Annotated in this window: 22 protein-coding genes and 1 tRNA gene; 17 read left to right on the top strand and 6 right to left on the bottom strand. The window is 68.1% G+C overall.

Translation table 11 applies throughout. The annotated features are described in order from the left end of the window. Positions 1 to 729: 729 nt before the first annotated feature. Positions 730 to 1,719, bottom strand: coding sequence for a hypothetical protein (locus CXY79_RS06750; RefSeq protein WP_104100382.1), 990 nt, complete (start codon positions 1,717 to 1,719; stop codon positions 730 to 732). Between CXY79_RS06750 and CXY79_RS06755 the strand changes: the two genes are divergently transcribed. The 9 genes from CXY79_RS06755 to xerD all read left to right on the top strand — a co-directional run bounded on the left by CXY79_RS06755 (position 1,684) and on the right by xerD (position 10,836). Next, entirely contained in the window at positions 1,684 to 2,628 is a 945-nt protein-coding gene (locus CXY79_RS06755) for a hypothetical protein (RefSeq protein ID WP_233191332.1), read from the top strand. The two genes, CXY79_RS06750 and CXY79_RS06755, sit on opposite strands and share 36 nt — an antisense overlap. Beyond that, positions 2,603 to 3,634, top strand: coding sequence for an HAD-IIA family hydrolase (locus tag CXY79_RS06760; protein ID WP_104100383.1), 1,032 nt, complete (start codon positions 2,603 to 2,605; stop codon positions 3,632 to 3,634). Before CXY79_RS06755 ends, CXY79_RS06760 begins: the two co-directional genes overlap by 26 nt. A 10-nt stretch (positions 3,635 to 3,644) precedes the next feature. Beyond that, positions 3,645 to 3,815 carry a hypothetical protein gene (locus CXY79_RS15925; RefSeq protein WP_158250237.1) on the top strand — a complete coding sequence of 57 codons (171 nt, stop codon included), beginning with the start codon at positions 3,645 to 3,647 and terminating at the stop codon, positions 3,813 to 3,815. A 95-nt stretch (positions 3,816 to 3,910) separates the two neighbouring features. After that, positions 3,911 to 4,717 (top strand): TlyA family RNA methyltransferase, encoded by an 807-nt coding sequence (locus tag CXY79_RS06770; protein ID WP_104100466.1) that lies wholly within the window; start codon positions 3,911 to 3,913, stop codon positions 4,715 to 4,717. Then, positions 4,714 to 5,634 (top strand): NAD kinase, encoded by a 921-nt coding sequence (locus CXY79_RS06775; RefSeq protein ID WP_104100385.1) that lies wholly within the window; start codon positions 4,714 to 4,716, stop codon positions 5,632 to 5,634. The genes CXY79_RS06770 and CXY79_RS06775 overlap by 4 nt, the downstream gene beginning before the upstream one ends. 9 nt (positions 5,635 to 5,643) lie before the next feature. Further along, a complete protein-coding gene (gene recN, locus CXY79_RS06780) occupies positions 5,644 to 7,341 on the top strand; it encodes a DNA repair protein RecN (RefSeq protein WP_104100386.1) in 1,698 nt (565 codons plus the stop codon). A gap of 11 nt (positions 7,342 to 7,352) precedes the next feature. Then, positions 7,353 to 9,074, top strand: a complete 1,722-nt coding sequence (locus CXY79_RS06785) for a CTP synthase (RefSeq protein ID WP_104100387.1) — start codon at positions 7,353 to 7,355, stop codon at positions 9,072 to 9,074. An 84-nt stretch (positions 9,075 to 9,158) separates the two neighbouring features. After that, positions 9,159 to 9,782: an NUDIX hydrolase gene (locus tag CXY79_RS06790; RefSeq protein WP_174721921.1), complete on the top strand. Its 624-nt coding sequence runs from the start codon at positions 9,159 to 9,161 to the stop codon at positions 9,780 to 9,782. A gap of 118 nt (positions 9,783 to 9,900) precedes the next feature. Next, positions 9,901 to 10,836, top strand: a complete 936-nt coding sequence (gene xerD / locus CXY79_RS06795; RefSeq protein WP_369827949.1) for a site-specific tyrosine recombinase XerD — start codon at positions 9,901 to 9,903, stop codon at positions 10,834 to 10,836. Between the two features lie 794 nt (positions 10,837 to 11,630). Here the strand turns inward: xerD and CXY79_RS06800 are convergent. Both CXY79_RS06800 and CXY79_RS06805 read right to left on the bottom strand, forming a co-directional pair. Further along, the gene (locus CXY79_RS06800) at positions 11,631 to 12,431 is read right to left on the bottom strand and encodes a PIG-L family deacetylase (protein ID WP_104100389.1); all 801 of its coding nucleotides are present in this window, start codon (positions 12,429 to 12,431) and stop codon (positions 11,631 to 11,633) included. Continuing rightward, positions 12,428 to 13,699, bottom strand: coding sequence for a glycosyltransferase (locus tag CXY79_RS06805; protein WP_233191335.1), 1,272 nt, complete (start codon positions 13,697 to 13,699; stop codon positions 12,428 to 12,430). The genes CXY79_RS06800 and CXY79_RS06805 overlap by 4 nt, the downstream gene beginning before the upstream one ends. A 174-nt stretch (positions 13,700 to 13,873) precedes the next feature. On the opposite strand from CXY79_RS06805, the gene CXY79_RS06810 reads away from it, so the two are divergent. The 7 genes from CXY79_RS06810 to der are packed head-to-tail and all read left to right on the top strand — an operon-like array spanning position 13,874 to position 20,353. Beyond that, positions 13,874 to 14,794 carry a ParA family protein gene (locus tag CXY79_RS06810; RefSeq protein ID WP_369827950.1) on the top strand — a complete coding sequence of 307 codons (921 nt, stop codon included), beginning with the start codon at positions 13,874 to 13,876 and terminating at the stop codon, positions 14,792 to 14,794. Further along, positions 14,778 to 15,587 carry a ScpA family protein gene (locus tag CXY79_RS06815; protein ID WP_104100392.1) on the top strand — a complete coding sequence of 270 codons (810 nt, stop codon included), beginning with the start codon at positions 14,778 to 14,780 and terminating at the stop codon, positions 15,585 to 15,587. The genes CXY79_RS06810 and CXY79_RS06815 overlap by 17 nt, the downstream gene beginning before the upstream one ends. Before the next feature lie 43 nt (positions 15,588 to 15,630). Next, on the top strand, positions 15,631 to 16,254 hold the full coding sequence (locus CXY79_RS06820; RefSeq protein ID WP_104100393.1) for an SMC-Scp complex subunit ScpB: 624 nt from the start codon (positions 15,631 to 15,633) through the stop codon (positions 16,252 to 16,254). Next, positions 16,251 to 17,048, top strand: coding sequence for a pseudouridine synthase (locus tag CXY79_RS06825; protein WP_104100394.1), 798 nt, complete (start codon positions 16,251 to 16,253; stop codon positions 17,046 to 17,048). Before CXY79_RS06820 ends, CXY79_RS06825 begins: the two co-directional genes overlap by 4 nt. Positions 17,049 to 17,067: 19 nt before the next feature. Further along, complete coding sequence (locus tag CXY79_RS06830; protein WP_104100395.1) at positions 17,068 to 18,150, top strand: prephenate dehydrogenase; 1,083 nt, start codon at positions 17,068 to 17,070, stop codon at positions 18,148 to 18,150. Positions 18,151 to 18,152: 2 nt separating this feature from the next. After that, positions 18,153 to 18,839 carry a (d)CMP kinase gene (gene cmk / locus CXY79_RS06835; RefSeq protein WP_104100396.1) on the top strand — a complete coding sequence of 229 codons (687 nt, stop codon included), beginning with the start codon at positions 18,153 to 18,155 and terminating at the stop codon, positions 18,837 to 18,839. Continuing rightward, positions 18,836 to 20,353 carry a ribosome biogenesis GTPase Der gene (gene der / locus CXY79_RS06840; protein WP_104100397.1) on the top strand — a complete coding sequence of 506 codons (1,518 nt, stop codon included), beginning with the start codon at positions 18,836 to 18,838 and terminating at the stop codon, positions 20,351 to 20,353. The genes cmk and der overlap by 4 nt, the downstream gene beginning before the upstream one ends. A 38-nt stretch (positions 20,354 to 20,391) precedes the next feature. On the opposite strand, the gene CXY79_RS06845 is transcribed toward der, so the two are convergent. Beyond that, positions 20,392 to 20,892, bottom strand: a complete 501-nt coding sequence (locus CXY79_RS06845) for a hypothetical protein (RefSeq protein WP_104100398.1) — start codon at positions 20,890 to 20,892, stop codon at positions 20,392 to 20,394. A 175-nt stretch (positions 20,893 to 21,067) separates the two neighbouring features. On the opposite strand from CXY79_RS06845, the gene CXY79_RS06850 reads away from it, so the two are divergent. Further along, a tRNA-Pro gene (locus CXY79_RS06850) sits at positions 21,068 to 21,144 on the top strand. A gap of 234 nt (positions 21,145 to 21,378) precedes the next feature. Here CXY79_RS06850 and CXY79_RS06855 read toward each other — a convergent pair. Both CXY79_RS06855 and CXY79_RS06860 read right to left on the bottom strand, forming a co-directional pair. After that, on the bottom strand, positions 21,379 to 23,298 hold the full coding sequence (locus CXY79_RS06855) for a hypothetical protein (protein WP_104100399.1): 1,920 nt from the start codon (positions 23,296 to 23,298) through the stop codon (positions 21,379 to 21,381). Continuing rightward, complete coding sequence (locus tag CXY79_RS06860) at positions 23,295 to 24,293, bottom strand: tyrosine-type recombinase/integrase (protein WP_104100400.1); 999 nt, start codon at positions 24,291 to 24,293, stop codon at positions 23,295 to 23,297. The genes CXY79_RS06855 and CXY79_RS06860 overlap by 4 nt, the downstream gene beginning before the upstream one ends. Positions 24,294 to 24,374: the final 81 nt, after the last annotated feature.

Here is a 24,374-nt window from a genome sequence, read left to right on the forward strand (position 1 = left end):
GAGTAGGACACCGCCGGACTCAACGTAGCAACACACACAATGGCCACCCCAACGGGTGGCCATTGTGCGTTAACCACCACCCCGGCGCCCACCAACTGCGACAGCCCCGCCCCAACCGTTCACCGGCGCACACGACCCCGCGGTACACCAGCCGAACCCACACAAACCAAGCGCGCACCACCCCCACCCCGCGGCGCACATCCAGCAGCGGTCGTGGCCAACTCAGGAGATCCAGCCGGGCCATGCCGGGCATCCGCACCAATGCCGCACTAACCCGCGGCGGCCGTCTACTGCGGGCAACAGATGTCCTGAGTTAGCCACACACACACGGGCCCTGGCCAAGCCGCCCCGCGGCGCACGCTCTACCTGCGCCCACCTCCATACCGTGCGTCCACCTCCACACCTTGCGCCACGAACCACACCACCCCGTGGGAGGGCACACCTGCACCAACGACAGTTGGCCACCCCTCGAGGTGACTTCCATGTGGTGAGCGAGAGTGAATGTCTTCATTCCGGTCGAAAGTGCCCGGTAGAGCCACCACTCTCGACCGGAGAGGGACACTCGCCGCGACCCGGTATGACACCGCCGGACTCGATTCAGAATCAACCAAAATGGCCTCCCAGACGGGTGGTCATTTGGCGTTGAGTTACTGTTGATAGGTCTGTCGAAATGACAGGTCAAATTACACAGGAGACACAGTGAGCCCTTCAGGAACGCACGATAACGAATCACGCGACGGCGGACGAGACGATCGTCGTTCCAACGGGGGTTACCAGGGCCGGTCCGACCGTCCGCAGCGTGACGGTGAGCGTCCCCCTTACCGCGGTAATTCCGAGCGTCCGAAGCAGGGAGGCGAGCGTTCTCCCTACCGCGGGAACTCCGATCGTCCCTCCACGGGTGGTTACCGTGCAAATTCCGAGCGTTCGGCCAACGGTGGCGAGCGTCCTTCGTACCGTGGCGATACCGAGCGTCCGCAGCGTGATGGTCAGCGTCCTCCCTATCGCGGCAACTCCGACCGCCCGGCCACGGGTGGTTACCGTGGCAATACTGACCGTCCCCAGCGTGATGGTGAACGTCCCCCTTATCGTGGCAACTCCGAGCGTCCGCAGCAGGGTGGCGAGCGTCCCCCTTATCGTGGCAATTCGGACCGTCCATCTACCGGTGGCTATCGGGGCAACTCTGAACGCCCGCAGGGTGGCGAGCGTCCTCCTTACCGTGGCAACTCCGAGCGTCCGCAGCAGGGTGAGCGTCCTTCCTCCCGCGGCAATTCCGACCGTCCGCAGCAGGGTGAGCGTCCCCCTTACCGTGGCAATTCGGACCGTCCCTCTACCGGTGGCTACCGGGGCAATCCCGATCGCCCGCAGGGCGGCGAGCGTCCCCCGTACCGTGGCAATCCCGATCGCCCGCAGGGCGGCGAGCGTCCCCCGTACCGGGGCAACTCCGATCGCTCCTCCGGCGGCGGGGAGCGCAAGCCCTGGGCCAAGGACGGCGCCCAACCCGAGCGCAGCGATCGCCCGCAGCAGGGTGGCGAGAAGCCCTGGACCCAGCGCGGCGGTTCGCCGAACCGTGCTGGAGCTCCGCGCGGAGACGCCGGTAAGAAGCTGTGGACCCGTGACGGTGCCCCAGCCCGCGGTGACCGCGATGCCCGTGTCGTCGAAGAGGAGATGACCGAAGAGCAGCGCATGCAGCGCGAGCTTCGTTCGGTGCGCCCGCGCCACGACGACCCCGAGCTGCCCGACGACATCACGTCGCAGGACCTCGACCGGATCGCCCGCAACGAGCTCAAGACCCTCAGCAAGGACAACGCCGAGGCCGTTGGCCGCCACTTGGCCATGGCCGCCCGCGTCATCGACGAAGACCCCGAGCTGGCTCACCGCCACGTCCTGTCGGCTGCCCGTCGTGCCGGCCGGATCGCCGTGGTGCGCGAGAGCCTCGCGATCACCGCCTACGCCACGGGCGACTTCGCCCTGGCGCTGCGGGAACTGCGCACCTATCGCCGCATCTCCGGTTCCAACGATCAGCTTGCGCTGATGGTGGACAGTGAGCGCGGCGTGGGCCGCCCGGACCGGGCGCTCGAGCTGGGACGCTCCGTCGAGCGCGCCTCGCTGCCGGCATCCGTTCAGGTTGCCCTGGCGATCGCCATGTCCGGGGCGCGTCTGGACCTCGGCGAGACCGAGGCTGCGCTCAGCGAGCTAGAGATCCCGCAGCTGGACCCGAAGACCGCGTTCTCCTACAGCGCCGAGCTGTTCGCCGCCTACGCCGAGGTTCTCGGTGAGCTGGGCCGCGACGACGAGGCCGAGCTGTGGAACGAGCGGGCCGAACGGGCCGACGCTGCCGTGTCCGGCGCAACCGATTTCGACGAGACCATGGAGATCCTCGAGATCGACGAGGAGGAGGTCGACGAGGAAGAGTACGACGACACCGACACCGACACCGACACCGACACCGACGACTCCACCGACGACGACGACGCGACTGACGTCTCCGACGAAGAGTCCGCGAATGACGCCGACGACTCCACCGACGACGACGACGCGACTGACGTCTCCGACGAAGAGTCCGCGAATGACGCCGACGACTCCACCGACGAGGCGGAGCACGATGCTCAGGCGTCGCCGCGTGCTTGAGGCGGTCACCCCGCTGACCGGCGTCGACGTGGTTCTGGCCGACCTGGACGGCGTGGTCTACGCCGGTCCAGCGGCCATCCCGTTCGCGGTCGAGAGCCTGAACCGTGCGGCGGAAACTGTGCGGGTCGGCTACCTCACCAACAACGCGTCCCGCACCGACCAGTCCGTGGCGGACCACCTCTCCGAACTGGGCCTGCACACGGTGGCGACGGATGTCGTAACCTCACCGCAGGCCGCCGTGCGTCTGCTCGCGGATGAAGTGCCGGCCGGCTCGCGCATCCTCGTGATCGGCGGCGAAGGTCTTCTGACCGAGGTTGAAAAGGGTGGCTTCGTCGTCACCCGCTCGGCGGATGACGCTCCGGCGGCCGTGATCCAGGGCTTCTCGCCCGACCTCGGCTGGAAGGACCTGGCCGAGGCCGCGTTCGCCCTGCACCCGAACGAGGATGGCGTGGAGATTCCGTGGATCGCCACGAACACCGACTGGACCATCCCGGTGGCCCGGGGGATCGCGCCCGGCAACGGCACCCTCGTCTCCGCCGTGCACAGCGCCGTCGGTCGCCTGCCGATCGTGGCCGGCAAGCCCGAGGTGGCCATCTTCACCGAGGCCGTCACCCGCTTCGAGGCGCAGGCGCCCCTGTTCATCGGCGACCGCCTCGACACCGACATCCTCGGCGCGAACCGGGCCGGCATTCCGGCCGCGCTGGTGCTCACCGGCATCGACAAGGCCAAGCAGACCCTGGCCGCCGACGCCAAGTCGCGGCCGACGTATATCCTCGACGACCTGCGCCAGCTGCACGAGCCCTACCCGCAGACGGTGTTCTCCAAGGACGGCTCCTCCGCCACGGTGAACGGGGCGACGGTGCGCATTGTCGGCGCCGACGTCACGATCGTGGCCGAGGGTGACGGGGCGATCAACCTGCTCCGCGCCGCCTGCGCCGTGATCTGGGCATCCGGTCGGCCCATCTACGGGCTCACTGTTCCGGAGCGACTGTATCTCGGACGGTAACGTGGAGAGGGTGAATCAGCCCCACGTGACGACGGACGACGTAACCCAGGATCTTCCCGCGCGGCTCGCTGCGATCGAAGACCGGCCCCTCGAGGAGCGCGCCGCCGCGTACGTTCAGGAGCACGACGGGCTGCGGGGCCACCTCGAAGGTGGAGACGTTCCCCGGGCGAGCCACCCATGACCGACGTCGACGGAACTCCGATGGGCGCCCCCGATGACGTCGCCCCCGACACCAGTGCCAGCGACCCCAGCGACCCCGGCGTTGCCGGCGAGCGGATGCCCGACCAGCGCCTCGACTCGGCCGTCGCCGAGCGCGGTCTGGCCCGGTCCCGCACCGTCGCCGCGCAGCTGATCGTGGGCGGACTGGTCACGGTCGACGGCACGCCCGTCGTCAAGGCATCCGCCAAGGTGCGGGACACCCAGCTGATCGAGGTGGCGGCCACCGACCACTACGTCAGCCGCGGCGCCCACAAGCTCATCGCCGCCCTCGACGCCTTCGCGGTTCCGGCCCTGGGCCGCACGGTGCTCGACGCCGGAGTGTCCACGGGCGGCTTCAGCCAGGTGCTGCTCGAACGCGGCGCCGGCCAGGTCATCGGGGTGGATGTGGGGCACGGGCAACTGGCCCCTCAGCTGGCGACCGAGCCGCGACTCGTGCTGGTCGAGGGGTTCAACCTGCGCTACGCCACGGCCGAGAAGATCGCGGCCGCCTCCGGGGTGCCGCAGCGGGTGGACCTGGTCGTGGGAGACCTGTCCTTCATCTCCCTGACCACCGTGCTTCCGGCCCTGGTGGCGTCCGCCGCCGACGGTGCCGACTTCGTGCTGCTGATCAAGCCGCAATTCGAGGTCGGCAAGGGCAGCATTCGCGAGGGCGTCGTGCACGATCCGGGCCTCCGCGCCGACGCGATTGCCGGTGTGCTCTGGGCGGCGTGGGATCTCGGCCTCAAGACGAACGGTTTGATCGCCTCGCCCATCGCCGGCGGCGCCGGAAATCGCGAGTACCTGTGCTGGCTGTCGAGCGCGGTCGGCAGCAATCCGACAGAATGGATCGAACGCACAACGGCGCTGGTGGGAGTGACTAAATGAGTGCAGCACCACGCAACATCCTCGTCGTCGCGCACACCGGCCGCACGGATTCCCTCGAGGCCGCCGTCACCGTCTGCCAGCAGCTGCTGGCCGCCGGAGCCGTGCCGGTGCTGGCCCGCAACGAGCGCGCCGACCTGCTCGCGCACTGCCCGGACCTCGACGACCAGATCGCGATCCTGCACGAGTGCGTCGCGACCACCGAACTCGAACTCGTGATCGTGCTCGGCGGCGACGGCACCATCCTGCGTGCCGCCGAAGTCGTGCGCGGCTGCTCGGCCCCATTGCTCGGCATCAACCTCGGCCACGTAGGTTTCCTCGCCGAGAGCGAGCGCGACGACCTCGGTGAGGCCGTGCGCCGGGCTCTGCTGCGCGACTACCTGGTCGAGGAACGCATGGCCCTCGCCGTTCGGGTCAAGCTCGGCGACGAGGTGATCTACGAGACCTGGGCGTTGAACGAGGCCACAGTCGAGAAATCCAGCCGTGAACGGATGCTCGAGGTCGTCATCGAGGTCGACGGCCGCCCGCTCTCCTCCTTCGGTTGCGACGGCGTGGTCATGTCCACGCCCACGGGCTCCACCGCCTACGCCTTCTCGGGCGGCGGCCCGATCGTCTGGCCGACGCTCGACGCGCTGCTGCTGGTGCCGCTCAGCGCTCACGCCCTCTTCGCCCGCCCGCTCGTCGTGGGCCCGGACTCGTCGCTCGCCGTGGAGGTGCTCGCCCGCACCGGCGGGGCCGCGGTGCTCTGCGCCGACGGTCGCCGCGTGCACGACCTGCCGCCGGGCTCCCGTGTGATCGTGCGCCGTTCACCGATTCCCGTTCGGCTGGCCCGCCTGCACAGCGGCCCGTTCACCGACCGACTGGTCAACAAATTCAACCTGCCCGTCACGGGTTGGAGAGGCCCGGTCGGCCGTGAATAGGCGTTCCGCATGATCGAGGAGCTCGTCATCCGTGACCTCGGTGTCATTGCCGAGGCCACCCTGCCGCTCGGCCCCGGCTTCACCGCCGTGACGGGCGAGACCGGCGCCGGCAAAACCATGGTCGTCACCGCGCTCGGCCTGCTGCTCGGCCAGCGTGCCGATCCCGGTCTCGTGCGCCAGGGCCAGTCGCAGAGCTGGGTGGAGGGCCGCTGGCTGATCCCCGCCGATGGCACCGTCGCGACCCGCGTGCGGGACGCCGGGGGAGACCTCGACGGCCCCGAACTCATCCTCAGCCGCTCGGTGTCCGCGGAGGGACGCAGCCGGGCCGTGGTCGGCGGGCGCAGCGCCCCCGCCGGCGTGCTCAGCGACCTCGGCGGCGACCTCGTGGTCGTGCACGGCCAGTCCGACCAGGTGCGTCTGCGTTCGGCCGTCGCCCAGGCTGCAGCCCTGGACCGCTTCGCCGGGCCGACGCTCGCCGACACCCTCGACCTGTTCCAGAGGGCCTACTACCGCTGGCAGGGCCTCCAGAGTGAGCTCGACCGACTCGTCGACGAGCAGGACCAGCGCGCCCGCGAGGCCGACACGCTGCGCGCCGCCCTCGACGAGATCGAACTCGTCGCCCCCCAGCGCGGCGAAGACGAGTCGCTCAGCGAACGCGCCGAACGCCTAGGCAACCTCGAGGAGCTGCGCATCGCGGCCGCCCAGGCCCGGGAGTTGCTCTCGGCGGAGGAGAACCCCGACGAGATGCCCGACGCTGTCGCCCTGCTCGAGTCCGCCCGGCGCCAGCTCGAACGGGCCGGGGAGCACGACCCGGCCCTGCCGCCCCTTGCCGAGGCACTCGCGAACGCCGGCTTCCTGGTTGCCGACATCGCCGCGCAGCTCTCCAGCTACCTGGCCGGCCTCGACGCCGATGGCGCCCGCGAACTCGAGGTCGTGCAGGAGCGCCGCTCGGAGCTCACCGGCCTGGCCCGCAAGTACGCGGGCGGCCTTGACGAGGCCATCGACTTTCTCGACACCGGCAGTGCCCGTCTGCTCGAACTCGACAGCGACTCCGACCGCATAGACACGCTCCGCACCGAAACGGATGCCGCACGCCAGTCGACTGACGGCCTCGCCGACCAGCTCACCGGCATCCGTCGCGCTGCCGCAGAGGCCCTGGGTGCGGCCGTCACAGCCGAACTGGCCGCCCTGGCCATGCCGAACGCGTCGCTGCTGGTCGAGGTCGACGGCCGGGCCGAGATCACCGCCACCGGACGCGACCTCGTGAAGATTCTCCTGCGCCCGCACGCGGGGGCGGAGCCACGGTCGCTGGCGCGCGGGGCCTCCGGTGGCGAACTGTCCCGGGTGATGCTTGCGATCGAGGTCGTCATCAACCAGGCCGACCCGGTGCCGACCTTCGTCTTCGACGAGGTCGACGCCGGCGTGGGCGGCGCCGCGGCGATCGAGATCGGCCGCCGGCTGGCCCGGCTCGCCGAAACCGCCCAGGTGATCGTGGTCACCCACCTTGCCCAGGTGGCCGCGTTCGCCGGCAACCACCTCAGCGTCGTCAAGGACAGCGACGGCTCCGTCACCGCCAGCAGCGTGCGCCAGCTGCACGGCGACGAGCGTGCCGCCGAAATGGCCCGCCTGCTCTCCGGCCTGCCCGATTCCGCGAGCGGACTCGAACATGCCCGGGAGCTCATGAACCTCGCCCGCGCCAACCGATAGGTCAGCCCTCAATGCTAGAGTCGAAGCCCGTGGTGGAAAATAAAAGCACGGACGCATCAGTACGCAACGACACGACACGACACATTTTTGTGACCGGTGGTGTCGTTTCTTCTTTGGGCAAGGGCCTGACGGCGGCAAGCCTCGGCAATCTCCTCACGGCCAGCGGTCTCCGCGTGGTCATGCAGAAGCTCGACCCCTATCTCAACGTGGACCCCGGCACGATGAACCCGTTCCAGCACGGCGAGGTCTTCGTGACCGACGACGGTGCTGAGACCGACCTGGACATCGGACACTACGAACGGTTCCTCGACATCAACCTCAACCAGGCCGCGAACGTCACGACCGGTCAGGTCTACTCGCAGGTGATCGCCAAGGAACGCCGCGGCGAGTACCTCGGCGACACCGTGCAGGTCATCCCGCACATCACCGACGAGATCAAGCGCCGCATGCGCCTGCAGGCCAGCGACGAGTTGCGCCCTGACGTGATCATCTCCGAGATCGGCGGCACGGTCGGCGACATCGAGTCCCAGCCGTTCCTCGAGGCGGCACGCCAGGTGCGCCACGAACTCGGCCGCAACAACGTCTTCTTCGTGCACGTCTCGCTGGTGCCGTTCCTCGGCGCCGCGGGGGAGCAGAAGACCAAGCCCACCCAGCACTCCGTCGCCGCCCTGCGTTCCATCGGCATCCAGCCGGATGCGCTCGTGCTGCGCAGCGACCGGCCCGTCTCCGACTCGAACAAGCGCAAGATCGCGCTGATGTGCGACGTCGACGAAGACGCCGTGGTCAACGCGGTCGACGTGCCGAGCATTTACGAGATCCCCACCATGCTGCACGATCAGGGCCTGGACAAGTACATCACCGACCGCCTCGGCCTGCCCGTCACCAGCGTCGACTGGACCGGTTGGCAGAAGGTGCTCGACGCCGTGCGCGAGCCCCAGCACACCGTCACCATCGGGCTGGTCGGCAAGTACATCGACCTGCCCGACGCCTACCTGTCGGTCACCGAAGCGCTGCGCGCCGGCGGATTCGCCAACCAGACCAGGGTCCAAGTCACCTGGATCGCCTCCGACGACTGCGAGACCGAGGAGGGCGCGAACCGCCTGCTCGGTGAGCTCGACGGCATCTGCGTTCCCGGCGGCTTCGGCGTGCGCGGCATCGAGGGCAAGCTCGGCGCCCTCAAGTTCGCCCGCGAGAACGGCATCCCCGTGCTCGGCCTCTGCCTTGGCCTGCAGTGCATGGTCATCGAATACGCCCGCAACAAGGCCGGCCTCACCGGCGCATCCTCCTCGGAGTTCGACGAGGACACCGAGTTCCCGGTGGTCGCGACCATGGAAGAGCAGGTCGAGATCATCGCGGGCGGCGACCTGGGTGGCACCATGCGCCTGGGTCTCTACCCGGCCGTTCTGGCCGAGGGATCCATCGTGGCCGAGCTCTACGGTGCCTCCGAGGCGTCCGAACGTCACCGCCACCGCTACGAGGTCAACAACGCGTTCCGCTCTCAGATCGCGGATGCCGGACTGTGGTTCTCGGGCACCTCACCCGACCGCCACCTGGTCGAGTACGTCGAGCTGAAGCGCGAGGAGCACCCGTTCTACGTGGGCACGCAGGCGCACCCGGAGCTGCGCAGCCGGCCCAGCCACGCGCATCCGTTGTTCCGCGGCCTGATCAGCGCGGCCCTGGACCGCCAGCAGGCCAGCCGCCTGTTCGAGGTCGAAGCCAAGGAAGAAGCCTGAGCCGTGACCCACCCGTCTGTGCCCGCCGCCAACGTGACCGCTCCTGTGACCGCCGAGAAGTCCGGCGAATCGGCCTCCGCCCCGCTGGCGGATGAGCCGGCCTTCGCGGCGGTCTCGGACAGCGCGATCGTTTTCGACGGCAAGGTGTGGGGTGTCCGCCGCGACACCTTCGGCTATAACGGCTCCCGCATCAATCGCGAGTACCTGGACCACCCGGGCGCCGTGGCGATCCTCGCCCTCGACGAGCACAACCAGGTGCTGCTGATCAAGCAGTACCGGCACCCCGTGCGCACGCGCGACTGGGAGCTGCCGGCCGGGTTGCTCGACGAAGACGGCGAGCATCCACTCGTCGGAGCGCAGCGCGAGCTGGCCGAGGAGACCGACCTCGTCGCCACCGAGTGGAATGTGCTCGGTGAGTTCGCCACCTCGCCCGGCGGCAGCAATGAGGTCATCCGCATCTACCTGGCGCGCGGCCTCGCCGCGGCTCCGGAGATCTTCGAGCGCACCGAGGAAGAAGCCGACATCGAGGTGCGCTGGGTGCCGCTTGATGACTGCGTCGATGCCGTGCTGGCCCGCCGGGTGCAGAACCCGTCGCTGGTGATCGGGGTGCTCGCCGCCCAGGCAGCCCGCGCGCGCGGCTGGAGCACCCTCGGGGCGGCGGATGAGCCGTGGCCGCGGCATCCGGTCAATTGGGACCACACGGTGTGACCGGTTGGCCTCGTCTGGTGGTGTGGGCGGTGCGGCTGGTGTTCCTGCTGGCCGGGGCGTCGCGGGTTTGGGCGGTCCGCCTGCACCGGGAGTTGCCGGTGGGGTCGTCGCGGCGGCCGTGGACTCGTATCTGCGGCACGTCGCGATCGAGCGCGGCCTGAGCACCAATACGGTGTCCGCCTACCGGCGTGACCTGGCCATCTACAGCCGGTGGCTTGCCGCGGTCGGGTTGACCGGACTTGCCGACGTCACCCGGCAGCACGTCTCCGACTACGTGCGGTTCTTGGGATCCCGCGAGGAGTCGCCGCTGACCGCGGCGTCGATCGCGCGCATCCTCTCGACCGTGCGCGGGTTTCACCGATTTCTGCTCGAGGAGGGCGTGGTCGACACCGATGTCGCCCACGAGTCCAAGCCGCCCAAGCTCGGCACCCGGCTGCCCAAGGCAATTTCGATCGAGCAGGTCACGCTGTTGCTCGCGGCGACGGACGGCGACGAGGTGCACAACCTGCGCGACAAGGCGCTGCTCGAGCTGCTCTACGCCACGGGCGCCCGCGTCTCGGAGGTGGTCAACCTCAATGTGGACGATGTGCTCGACCCCGAGGTGGTGCGCCTCACCGGCAAGGGCGACAAGCAGCGCATCGTGCCGGTCGGCAGTTACGCGCGCGCGGCCATCGACACGTTTCTGGTGCGGGGGAGACCGCTGCTCTCCGCCCGTGGACCGGCGACGCCGGCCCTGTTCCTGGGCCTTCGCGGCAAGAGGCTCAGCCGGCAGAACGCGTGGTTGATCATCCGGGCCGCGGCCGAACGCGCCGGCCTCGAGGGGCATGTTTCGCCGCACACGCTGCGGCACTCCTTCGCGACGCACCTGCTCGAGGGCGGGGCCGATGTGCGCGTGGTGCAGGAGTTGCTCGGCCACTCCTCGGTGGCCACCACCCAGATCTACACGCTCGTCACCGCGGATACCCTGCGCGACATGTACACGACGGCGCATCCGCGGGCGCGGGTGTCCCGTTCCGTCCCCCCGGCGGTTGAGTCACCCCGCGGTGAAGGTTGAGCCCCCGCCGGTCCTGGACGAGCTCAACCCCGCCTGACTGTTCCCGTTTCGGACAACTGTTGCCCGTGTACCGGCAACAACTGTCCGGAACGGCAACAGTGGCGGCCGGGGCCGCCGCGCGCCGCTGACGTTTGAGCTTTCCGGGGCATTCCGTTCGAGCGGCCACCGAAGGCTGCGTCTCGCGTGTTTTCCGAAGTTACGTGACGACGGATGCCGAGAGCCGCCCACGCTCGCGGCTGCGGCGGCCCCGCCGGTGGTTGAGCCTCCCGAAACCCGGTGACCGGGCCCTCGAACCCGCCCGTCGGCATCCGTCACCGTCGCTAGCTTCGAAGTTTTTCGGAACCCGCCGGTCGAGCGGCCACCGAATGCGGCGTGTCGCGATTATCCCCGAGGTTACGTGACGCCGGCTGTCGAGAGCCGCCCCCGCTCTGGGCTGCGGCGGCCCCGCCGGTCCGGGATGCGTAGCCAAACCCCGCCTAACTGTTGCCGTTCCGGACAACTGTTGCCCGCGTACCGGCAACAATTGTCCGGAACGGCAACAGTTGCGGCCGGGTCCGCCGCGCGGGGCATCCGTCACCCGCGTCGTCACCCGCATCGCCACCCGTCGGAGTCTCGGCGCCCTCCCTGGCATAGCTCCTGCAATTTGGCTGCCGGGAGCCGGTTCCACCGTGTTTTCGAGCCTATTCTGCAGGATTTGCAGGAGTTATGCACGAGGGGTTACACACCAGGCCGGCGGCTGACCAGCGGAAGCCAGTGCAGATCCCGCAGACGGGCGCAGGTCGGTGCGGCCGACCTCAGAGCAGGCGCAGCCCCACCACAGTGATGATCGGCTCGCGCTGCCCGCCGGAGTGCACGATGTGGCCACCGCCCTCGTCGACGGTGAGCTGGCTCGCGTGGCAGCGCAGGGCAGCCGTGACCGTCGCGAGGTGCGCCGACAGGTCGAACCACTCGGCCGCACCCGCACCCGCACCCGCACCCGCAACACCCGCAACACCCGCACCCGATGTGGCTCCATCCACCCCCACCTGCACCACCTCGGCAAACGCGACCCCCGCCGCCCGGCTGCCGGCCAGCGCCGCCTCATGCATGCGCACGTGATCCGGATGCCCGTACCCGCCACCGTTGTCGTAGCTGATCACGAGGGCAGGCCGAAGCCGCCCGATCAGCGCGGCCACATCCGCGGTCACTTCGGCCAGGGGCGCCCGCACCAGGGCGTCGCCGTCGATGTCGTCGGCCGGCCCGGCCAGCCCCGGACGAATCCAGGTCATGCCCGAGTCCCGGTACGCGCGCGGCGCGAGGCCCGCGGCGCGCGCGGGCGGCGTGCCCAGCCAGAACCGATCCGCGAGACCGATGCCGAGGGCGGCCGCGGCGCGGGCGAGCTCCCGCTCGCGTTCCCGGGTGAGCGCATCCGTGCCCGCGAGCCCAGAGAGCAGGCCCTTCACGACCTCACCCTGCTCGCCGCGCGTGGCGGTCAGCAACGACACCCGGATGCCCCGGGCCGCCATTTCCGCAATCAGCGCACCCGTCGCAATGGTTTCGTCATCGGGATGAGCGTGCACGAACAGAACAGTGGGAACACCGTCCAGCAGACTCACGCGCTGAGCAGTGAGGGGCGGCGGTCGCCGGCACCGGGGCGCACCAGCGACCGGTACACGGTCACGAGGCCTTCTGCCGACCGCGGCCAGTCCAGGTGCTCGGCCCGCTCGCGCGCGGCGAGCGACAGACGCCGGGCGAACGCGGGGTTCGAGAGAATCTGCGTGAGCGCGCCGGCCCAGACCTTCGGATCGCGCGAGTCCAGCACCACGCCGGTGTCGCCGTCGAGCACCGCCTCGCGCAGTCCGCCGGCCGCCGCGGCGACGACGGGAACACCGCTCGCGGCCGCTTCCAGCGCCACGAGCCCATACGTTTCAGAGTGCGAGGGTACGAGCACGACCCGGGCGCCGCTCAGCAGCAGGGCCAGGTCCACGCGGGACTGCGGACCCACGAAACGCACGTTGCGTTCGATTCCGTGCCGGGCCGCGAGGGACCGAAGCTCGTCGATATAGCCGTCGTAGTCGGCTGACGCGTCGCCGGCGATCACGAGTTCGGGCCGGATCGGCTCCGGCACGGCCGCGATCGCCTCGATCGCGAGGTCGAGGCCCTTCAGCGGCTGCAGGCGCCCCGCGACGATCGCGTACCCGCGGATGTCGATCGGTCCAGAAAGTTCGGCAGCCCCAACCGCGGCGGCACCGACACTCCGGATGTCCGTGGGCCGGAACAGAATCCCGTCCACCCCCGGCAGCACGATCGAGATGCGCTCGGGCGCACCGCCGAGCCGCTGCACGATGGTGTCGGCCTCGGACTCGCTGATTGCGACCAGGGCATCCGACTCCTGCGCCAGCCAGGCCTCGCCAGCCATGCGCCCGGGGGACTCGGGGCGTTCGCCGGCCGACAACGGCGTCGACGCGTCGGCCGCGATGCTGTGGAAGCTCTGCACGTGCGGGATGCCCCGGCGGCGCGCGAGCGGGAGCGCCGCCATACCCGAGAACCAATGGTGCGAGTGGATGACGTCGTAGGGTCCCAGCGCATCCATCTGCACGCGGAACGCCTCGATGAACTCCTCGTGGTCGCCCTTCGGCACGGGACGGGCCGGTCCGGCCTCGAGAAAGCGGAGCGTCACCCCGGGGCTCAACTGCATCGTCTTCGACACGGGGGAGGAGCGACGGGTGAGGATATCGACGTGGTGGCCGGCGGAGGCTAGAGCCTCCGCCTGGTGCCGCACGACCACGTTCATGCCCCCGGCGTCGCCCGAGCCCGGCTCAGCTCCCGGGGACGTGTGCAGGCAAACGAGCGCGATTCGGAGGGGCGTAAATGGCTGAGGCACCTCAAAATCTTAACGCAAGAGCCTGTGACTCACCCGGTTCCACAGATCAGAGACCGATGACGGACCGATGACAGGCCGATGACAGGCCGAGACACGCCGGATTCACGCGGCAGACCTGCGGTTTTCGGCGATCCGTGCCGCAACATGCCCGATCCGATCGCTACAGTGGGGACAGTGACAGGTGTAAGACGGATCGAGGGCATCTCAGTGGCGCGCAAGCAGGATGACCGGACACGACTTTCCGGTTTAGACGAGGTACCGGTCGGTGCGACCGGTCGACCCAAGCGCGACTTCGATGAACCCGCGGTTCTGCCCAGTCATGGCCCGGCGCGCATCATTTCGCTGTGCAACCAGAAGGGCGGCGTCGGCAAGACGACGACCACCATCAACCTGGGTGCCGCCCTCGCCGGCTACGGCCGCCGCGTGCTGGCCATCGACTTCGACCCGCAAGGCGCCCTCTCCGCCGGTCTCGGTGTGCCCACCCACGACGTCACCACCATCTACGACCTGCTGCTGAGCGGCTCGGTCAGCCCGCACGACGCCATCCAGAAGACGTCGGTGCACAACCTCGACATCATCCCGGCCAACATCGACCTGTCCGCCGCGGAGGTGCACCTTGTCAACGAGGTCGCCCGCGAGCAGATCCTGGCCCGCGTGCTGCGCAAGATCTCCGGCGACTACGACGTCATCCTGATCGACTGCCAGCCGTCGCTGGGTATCCTCACCGTCAACGCGCTCACGGCCAGCCACGGCGTGCTCATTCCGCTCGAGTGCGAGTTTTTCGCCCTCCGCGGTGTGGCGCTCCTGATCGAGACCATCGACAAGGTGCGTGACCGGCTCAACCCGGCCATCGAACTCGACGGCATCCTGGCGACCATGTTCGACTCCCGCACCCTGCACTCCCGCGAGGTGCTCGAGAGGGTCGTCGACGCGTTCGGCGACAGTGTGCTCGAGACGGTCATCGGCCGCACGGTCAAGTTCCCCGACGCGAGCGTCGCCGGCGTCCCGATCACCGAATTCGCACCCGAGCACGCGGCCGCCAAGGCCTACAAGCAGGCGGCGCGGGAACTGATCCAGCGTGGCGCCGTCGCCTGACGCAGACGCACCGAAGTCGTTTTCGGTGGCCCTCGGCAACTTCGAGGGTCCGTTCGATCTGCTCCTGTCCCTGATCGGCAAGCACGAACTCGACATCACCGAGATCTCCCTGAGCCGGGTCACCGACGAGTTCATCGCCTACCTGCGCGGCCTCGACCAGGACGAAGAGCTCGACCAGGCCACCGAATTCCTGGTGGTCGCGGCCACCCTGCTCGACCTCAAGGTCGTCGGGCTGCTGCCGCAGGGTGAGCTTGTTGACGCCGAAGACGTGGCTCTGCTTGAGGCCCGCGACCTGCTGTTCGCCCGGCTACTGCAGTACCGGGCCTTCAAGAGCGCGAGCGCCTGGTTCCAGGGCCGGCTCGACGCCGAGTCCACCCGGCACGTGCGGGCGGTGCGGCTGGAGGAGAAATTCCGCCGCCAGACTCCCGAGCTGGTCTGGACTCTCTCCCTCGGCGACTTCGCCGCCCTGGCCTCCCTTGCACTCACCCCGCGGGTTCTGCCCGGCGTGGGGCTCGACCACCTGCACGCGCCGCTGGTCAGCATCCGTGAACAGGCGGCCTACGTGGTACGGATGCTGCGCGCCGCCGACACGCTCACGTTCCGCGAGCTGATCGTGAGCGCCGAGGTGAAGGGCGTCGTGATCGCCCGTTTCCTGGCCGTGCTCGAGCTGTACCGCCTCGACGCCATCTCTTTCGACCAGCTCGTGCCGCTCGGCGACCTCAGCCTGCACTGGAGTGCCGAGACCTGGACCGATGACACCCTCGCCAACCTCGGAGCCGACTATGAGCATTGACACGACTATGAGCAGTGACACGGCTATGAGCATTGACACGACTATGAGCAGTGACACCGCCCCCGCAGCAGAGAACGCAGAGAACACAGAAAACACAGAGGGCACGGATGCCCCGCGCCCCCCGCTCGAGCGCACCCTCGAGGCCATCCTGATGGTCGCCGACGAACCGCAGGGGCTGCTGCAGCTCGCCGCGGCCGTCGACGCCACGCTGGGCGAGGTGCGCGCATCCGTCGCCCGGCTCGTGGCCGACTTCGACGGCCTCGCCGGCACCGTGCGCCGCGGCTTCGAGCTGCGCGAGGTGGCCGGCGGCTGGCGCATCTACGTGCGGCCCGAGCACGATGTGACCGTGGCCGACTTCGTGGTCACCCAGAACCCGAGCCGGCTTTCGCAGGCGGCCCTGGAGACCCTCGCCGTGATCGCCTACAAGCAACCGATCAGCCGCGGGGCTGTAGCCTCGATTCGTGCCGTTAATGTGGATTCGGTCGTGCGCACACTGCTCGGCCGCGGTCTGATCACCGAAGCGTTCACCGACAGTGAGACCGGTGCGATCAATTACGGCACCACAGACCTTCTGCTAGCCCAGCTCGGAATCAACTCGCTCGACGAGTTGCCATACCTATCGCCGTTGCTCAATGACGGCGCGAACGGATTTGAGGAATTGCCATGACAACCGACAACCAGGGGATTCAGGGGACACCCACCAATCTCGAGGCCGCCGCCGACGGCGTGCGCCTGCAGAAGGTCATGGCCTCCGCGGGCGTCGCGTCCCGACGGGTCTCCGAGGAGATGATCGCCGCCGGCCGCGTGCGCGTGAACGGCAAGGTCGTCACCGAACTGGGCCGCCGGATCCACCCCGACTCCGACCTGATCATGGTCGACAACGTCGCCGTGCAGCTGGACACCAGCCGCCGCTACGTGATGCTGAACAAGCCCGTCGGCGTCGTCTCGTCGATGCAGGACGAGAGTGGACGCCCCGACCTGCGCGAGTTCACCGACCAGTTCGAGGAGCGCCTGTTCAACGTGGGCCGCCTCGACGCGATGACGAGCGGCCTGCTGATCCTGACCAACGACGGCGATCTCGCGCACGTGCTCGCGCATCCGTCGTTCGGGGTCTTGAAGACCTACATCGCCAAGGTCGAGGGCCGCGTGTCGGCGCAGACCATCCAGCTGCTGCAGAGCGGCATCGAACTCGACGACGGGCCCATCTCCGCCGACAAGGCGCGCATTCTGACCAGCCCTCCCGGCGACGGCTTCAGCCTGGTCGAGCTCACCCTGCACTCCGGCCGCAACCGCATCGTGCGCCGCATGATGGAGTCCGTCGGCCACCCCGTCGTCGACCTCGTGCGCCGCCAGTTCGGCCCGCTGCACCTCGGCACGCTGCGCGTGGGCGCCGTGCGCGACCTGACCAAGGTCGAACTCGGGCAGCTGCTCACCGTGTCGCGGGCCGAAACCAAGATCTAGGCCCAGGTCAGGAGTTCCAGTGGTTGAATCTCGCCTGATCGGGCCCGTGCGCGTCGTGGGCACCGGCCTGCTCGGCACCAGCATCGGCCTGGGCCTCCGCGCGCGCGGCATCGACGTCATCCTCGCCGACGCGTCGCCGACCAACCTCAGCATCGCCGTCGACTACGGCGCCGGCCGCGCCGCCACTTTCGGCGACCTGCCGCAGCTGATCGTGGTGTGCGTGCCGCCCGACGTGACGGCCGAGATCGTCGCGCGCGAGCTGGCCGCCCACCCGCAGGCGATCGTGACGGATGTCGCGAGCGTCAAGCTCGCCCCGCTGCAGGAGCTGCGCGCACTGGGGGCCGACGTGTCCCGCTACATCGGCGGTCACCCGATGGCCGGCCGCGAACGCGGGGGACCCCTCGCCGGCCGCGCCGACCTCTTCGTCGGCCGCCCGTGGGTGGTGGCCGCGCACGACGCGATCAGCTACCAGCAGGCCACCGCGATCGACGACCTGATCCTCGACCTCGGCGCGATCCTGGTCGAGATGAGCCCCGAGGAGCACGACAGTGCGGTGGCGCTCATTTCCCATGTGCCGCAGGTCGTCTCCACGATCATGGCGCGCCGGTTGACGGATGCCACCGGCTCGGCCCTGAACCTCGCCGGCCAGGGTCTGCGCGACGTGACCCGCGTCGCGGCCAGCGACCCCGAGCTGTGGGTGCAGATCCTCGGCGCGAACGCCGAACCCGTGCGGGACATCCTGCTTGCCTACCGCGACGACCTCGACCGCTTCATCGACGCCTTGGAAGCCCCCGCCGCACCGGGCGCGCGCCGCAAGGTGGCCGAGGAACTCGCCGGCGGCAACGCCGGGGTGGCCCGCCTGCCCGGCAAGCACGGCCAGGACCGCCGCTTCGTGTCGCTCAGCGTGATGGTCGACGACACCCCCGGGCAGCTTGCCCGACTCCTCAACGAGGTCGGCGAGGTCGGGGTCAACCTCGAAGACCTCCGCCTCGAGCACTCACCGGGCGCCCAACTGGGCCTGGCCGAAATTTCTGTACTCCCTGAGGCCGTTGGTCGCCTCACCGAAGAGCTGGCCGCCCGCGGCTGGCGGATTGCTGGTTAATCATGGGTCGTCACTCAAGCCCCCACATCGTCGCGATCGACGGACCGGCCGGCAGCGGCAAGTCCAGCGTCAGCCGCGCCGCCGCCAGGCGCATCGGCTTCGACTACCTCGACACGGGCGCCGCGTACCGGGCCTTCGCCTGGTTCGTCAGCGACCGGGGCATCGACCCGGAGCACACCGACGCCGTCGTGGCCGCCCTGGGCGACTTCGACTACTCCATCGGCATCGCCCCCGACGAGCACGTCGTTCGGGTCGGCCGGGCGGATGTCACCGACGCGATCCGCGACCCCGCCGTCTCCGCCATCGTCAGCTCCGTGGCCCGCATCCCGGAGGTGCGCACGCACCTGACGGAGCTGTTTCGCGCCATCGCGGCAAGCTCCAAGCGCACCGGAATCGTGATCGAGGGCCGGGACATCACCACCGTGGTCGCTCCCACCGCCGAGATCCGCATACTGCTCACGGCTTCCGAGGAGGCTAGAATGGCTAGGCGCTCTGCGGAAATATCGACCCAATCGGCTGAAACCGTGGCGGAGCAGCTGCGATCGAGGGATCGCGCTGACTCACAGGTTGTCGAATTCATGAGCGCCGCAGACGGTGTGACCACCGTCGACTCCACCCATCTCGACTTCGAACAGACCATTGACGCGGTCCTCGACGTCATCAATACCTACCGCGAGGCCATCGCATGACCAACAACAACGACTTCGACGACACGATCCCCGACCCTGACACCGAACTGGTGACGCGACTGGACGATCTCGACGACGACCTGGTGACGCAGCGCGCCGCCGCCCTCCGCACCGGATTGAACGAGTACGACCTCGCGGACGAGGACTTCGACGTTCTTGACACGGTGACGGAAGACCCCGACGCCATCCAGTACCTGCCGGCCCTGCCGGTCATCGCCATCGTCGGCCGCCCGAACGTGGGCAAGTCCGCGCTCGTGAACCGCATCCTCGGCCGCCGCGAGGCCGTCGTGGAGGACACCCCCGGCGTGACCCGCGACCGCGTGACGTATAAGGGTGAATGGCACGAACGCCGCTTCAGTCTCGTCGACACCGGCGGCTGGGAGCCCGACGCCAAGGGCATCGACGCATCCGTCGCCGCCCAGGCCGAACTGGCCATCGAACTCTGCGACGTCGTCATGTTCGTCGTCGACGCCAACGTGGGACCGACCTCCACCGACGAGGCCGTCGTGCGCCTGCTGCGCAAGGCCGGCAAGCCCGTCTTCCTCGTCGCCAACAAGGTCGACGACATCCGCCAGGAGCCGGAGGCCGCGAGCCTCTGGGCGCTCGGCCTCGGCCAGCCCTGGCCCGTCTCGGCCCTGCACGGCCGCGGCGTCGCCGACCTGCTCGACGCGATCCTCGAGGAACTCCCCGAGATCTCCGCCGTCGCCAAACAGGAAGTCGGCGGACCACGCCGCGTCGCGATCCTCGGCCGACCGAACGTGGGCAAGTCGAGTCTTCTGAACAAGGTCGTCGGCGAGGAGCGCGTTGTCGTCAACGAACTCGCCGGAACCACGCGCGACCCCGTCGACGAGCAGGTCGAGCTCGGCGGCAGGGTGTGGCGCTTTGTCGACACGGCCGGCATCCGTCGTCGCGTGCACCTCTCGCAGGGCGCCGACTTCTACGCCTCACTGCGCACCAGCGCCGCACTGGAAAAGGCCGAGGTGGCCGTGGTCCTGATCGACGTGACCGAGGTGATCAGCGAGCAGGACGTGCGCGTGATCGACCTGGTGCTCGAATCCGGTCGCGCCCTCGTGCTGGCATTCAACAAGTGGGACCAGATCGACGACGACCGTCGCCGCTACCTCGAACGTGAGATCGAGCAGGACCTGGCGCACGTCTCCTGGGCTCCGCGGGTTAACATCTCGGCCAAGACCGGCCGCCACATGGAGAAGCTCGTTCCGGCCCTCGAGACCGCTCTCGAAGCCTGGGACACCCGCATCGCCACCGGCAAGTTCAACGCGTTCCTCGCCGAGCTGGCCGCGTCGCACCCGCACCCCGTGCGCAGCGGCAAGCAGCCCCGCATCCTGTTCGGCACCCAGGCCTCCAGCCGCCCGCCGACCTTCGTTATCTTCACCACCGGGTTCCTCGACCCGGGCTACCGTCGCTACATCCAGCGTCGCCTGCGCGAGGTTTACGGCTTCGAGGGAAGCCCGATCAACATCAGCATGCGCGTGCGCGAGAAGCGCAAGCGCTAGCCGCTCAGCGCGTCACAAGGCCCCGATCGGGAGATGTCTCATCTCCCGGTCGGGGCCTTTTCGGTCGTCTGAACCACCAGCTCCATCACGACCCGGCCTTTCCGCACCCGCGCCACGGGCCTGGGCGACAGCCGCTCACAGCCGCGCCGCCGCAACTCCGCGCCGCCGATTCCGACCCGCACCACGAAGCACGTGACCGGCCACACGGATGCGTCGTCAGGCTTCTGCCGTCTGCCCACGGTGACCACCTTCGCCCTTTGCAGCCGCGAATACGCCGGCTTCGGCTCGACCGCGCACCAACCGACCGGCTCTCCGTCAAGAAACGCGATGACGCCCGGCCCGGGCGCGCTGGCCTGCACCTGCTCCCGCAACATCCCGGCGCACGCTTGCGCTGTGGCGTTCTGGAACTCCCGGTTCGGTAGCTTGAAGTACTGGCACCAGCATCGTGCCGGGTCGCCGCGGGTGGCGAACACCTGGCTCACGTCTTCCCGCAGCACGGATGCGGCGGCTTCGACCTTGGTCTCGCTGTCTGCTGGCATTCACTCACGCTCCGCCCGCGCCGTCGCTGTGCCACTGCATCGGTCACCCGTGCTCGGTTCAGCACCGCGACTTTCCCTCCGCGGCCGCAGACGGTGCGCGAGTGGTTCCCAGACGCGGTAAGATATTCAAGTTGTCTCCCGCTGATTCTGTTCGTTGGAATCGTCGCAGGAGCGGCGGGCTGTGGCGCAGCTTGGTAGCGCACTTGACTGGGGGTCAAGGGGTCGCAGGTTCAAATCCTGTCAGCCCGACCAAAGGGCCGTTCGCGAAACTCTTCACGAAACGGTCTGGTCGAGACAAAAAGAAATCGCTCCTGAGGATTCTCAGGAGCGATTTCTGGTTTAAGCGGTGTTTGCGAGTGGTTACGTCGGCGAATTGTCGCCGGGGACCGCGTCGCACGTGGATTTTTGTGTTTTGGGGCGCGTCGGATTGTTCGGAATGCGGGGAGGCTTGCCCTCTCGGGCGGTATCGGCGGCCTAAGGGGCCGTTTAGGTTCTTCGCGGTGGTCCGCCGGTGCCATCGCCGTCTGAGCGTTTGGGTTTGGTCGGCCGCTCCACACCGGGTGGGTAGGTGTCCGTGTAGGGGTTATGGAATTCTCGGTCGCGACGTCGGACGAGTGCGATGGGAGGTTCGCCGTTGACCTGCTTCTTGGCGTCGTCTTTGATCTTGTCGCTGATGAAGGCGGCGATTTTGCGCAGGTTGAAGTTGGTGAGCAGCATCGTCACGATAATTTGGGCGGCGCCGAATCCGCGGACGCGGCGGCGGCTGGCGGATTCGATGTCTTCGGTGCCGCCGCTTTTCACCTGGTTGTTGAGGGACTCGATGCTGTTTCGTGCGTGGGTGTGAAACGTGTCCCATTCCTTGGTTCCGTATTCAAACGCTTGGGCGGTGCGGCGGTTGTTGGCGGTGTCGAAGGCCACGGAGTGCTGGGTGCAGATCTTGTCGGCGAAGTCCGGGAGGTCTTCGCTGTCGACCCCCTCGAGAACCTTCCTGGTCTTGAGGAGCTCTCGTAGTGGGCAGGTCACCGTGGGGCTGGGGCCGAGTGCGGGGCAGCGCAGCACGGTGCGGCCTTTGGCATCAGGTTTTTCCTTGACGTGAAGTTTGAACGCGGTTCGGCTCGTGATGCGCGCTCGATATGTTTCGGTGTCGATGACGGCGCCCAGCAGGTCCTTGGTGGCGTTCTGTAGGGGTTTGGGCGTTGCGGGACAGTAGGTGCCGCCTTCGATGTAGAGGGCGCCGTGGTCGCCGCCTTGGTGCCCGAGCCGGTCGGTACGGTAGTCCGTGGACGGCGTGAAACCGAGGTTGAAGGCGGGTTCGTGGAGGCGTTCGGCGAGTGAGTTGGCCCAGTATTGCTTGTCGGCGTCGCCGACTCCGGCTTCTAGACCAAGGGCTAGGGCTCCGCGCATCAGGGAGACTGCTTCCTCGGCGACGCGGACGTTGGGCAGGCTCATCGTTGCGGCGACGGCCAGTCCGGGAAACCGGTGCTGCCCGGGAGCTTCGGAGTCGACGCGGACGGCGATATTGATTTCCCAGCCCCACCTGAAGTTTGCGAATCCGGCCTTCTTGTTTGGAGTGGTGTTGTCGACTTGCCCTTTGGGCACGTCGACGCGTTCACCGGTCGTGACGTGCCAGCTGGCGAAGGCATCGACCGGACCAGGCTTGAGGGTTCTCTTGTCTTCGACCTTGGCCTCTGCCGCGACTCGGACGGCGAGATTATTTCGCGAGTATCCCTTGACGGTCGGGGTGCCGACATAGGTCTGGTCGAAGGAGATATCAATCTTCTTGGAGGCGCGCCGGATGTCGCGTGACTGCTCGTTGAAGGTCATGACGAGGAAGAGCTTCGTGAATTCGTCCAGACGGGCTTTGCGTTTGTCGGCCAGCACTGCGTCGTGTGCGTGGAGGATCTCCTGAATTTGGGTGTAAGTCTTGGAGTGGCGGCGTTCCTGAGGGAAGGGGTCCATCAGATCGTTGATGCGGTGAAAGGCCCGGCTGGTGTTGGCGTACCAGCGGTTCTTCTCAGCGACATGACCGACAAAGGCTGCCGAAGGGGCCTGCAGGCCGAGGAGTGCTCGGGAGGCGTCGCTGAGGCGGAACATGAACAGGTCTCGCACGCACGTCAGGTGCATCGCCGTGCCCTCTTTGGCCAGCAGCAGCATACCTGTGAGAATGGCCCGTTCTGAGATGAGAGACGGGCGACCGCCGATACTGACCGCGACGGCATCTTCGTCTCTCCAATCCTGAAGCCGCTCGAGGACACCGGTCTTCCGAACCCGGCCTTCCATGAGAGCTACGGTGGCGTCGTCAATGAGCTGGTGGATGTGGCCGCGGCCCATCACCTCAGCTTGGGTGATACCGCCGAGGTCGGGTTCGTATCCGTTGAACGCGTAGTCGATGTCGCCGGCGCTCATCGGGCGACCTCTTCGCCGATGATGAGACCGACGTACGCGCTGGTGTTCGCTGCTTTGGCGTGCACGAGGTGCTTGTCCAAGCTGTGGGCGGAGGCGAACCCGGCGATGGCCAGGAGCACCGGGACCGGGAGTCCGTTGTCGATTTGGGCGATGATCCAGGTTGAGCGCAGTCTGGACACGGTGGCTCGCACGCTGGCGGGATGCTCGGTTAGGAAGTTCTGGATGACCCGTGGTCGATACTCGTCCCAGCGATACCCACTGAAGACGAAGTCCTCGGGGTTAGTGCGGTCCTGGATGCTGCGCAGCAGGGTGCGGTTCCAGAGGTGCATCACCGGAACCCGACGTGCGCGCTTTCCTGGGACGTTGACGAACACGCGGCCGTCGACGATTTCAATGTCGCCGATTCGCGTGTCGATGATTTCGTCTGCGCGGAGGCCCGCACCTCCGGCGAGGCCGAGGAGGGCCCAGGCATTTCGTCGTTTCAGGTCGGTCGTCAGGCTTGCGGCCCAGCTGTGCATGGTGGCGGCGTCGGAGACAGTGAAGGGGCGACGACCGGGAAGGTTAGGTGCCGGGAGACGGTTGATGTCGGTGCCCGCGAGGGTGTCGGCAACGGTGCCGATCTGCCTGACGAATCCCCAGCGGTGGGATTCAGAGTGCTTCGGCAGACACGCGTGCAGATACCGGGACACGTTGTTCTGCGTGTACACGCGCTCGACGGTGAGCCGTGTGCCCGTTGTCGTCCACACCCAGGCGGCAAAGCGTGCCGACATCGACATGAGTCGGCGGGTCGCGTCGAAAGTGCGCGGCTGCATCCGTACGGCGTTCGCGATGGTGAATTCGCGCACGGCGGCCCATTGCACGGGGGAGACGTGCGGCCGGTACCGGATGATGATTCCCCACACGTAGTCGGGAATCTCGGGGTCCAAAGCTCGAAGGTGCGCGTACGTCGCGGAGTCGGCGTGGAAAATGTCGTTGAGTTGGTCTTTTCTGTTCACGAACGTTATGTGCGTGGGGCGTCCCCAAAGCTGTCGACGACAGTGGCCCTTCCCAAGCACCGTTCATCACCGCCGTTAACT

The organism is Cryobacterium sp. M96, assembly GCF_002929845.1.
GTDB lineage: Bacteria > Actinomycetota > Actinomycetes > Actinomycetales > Microbacteriaceae > Cryobacterium > Cryobacterium sandaracinum.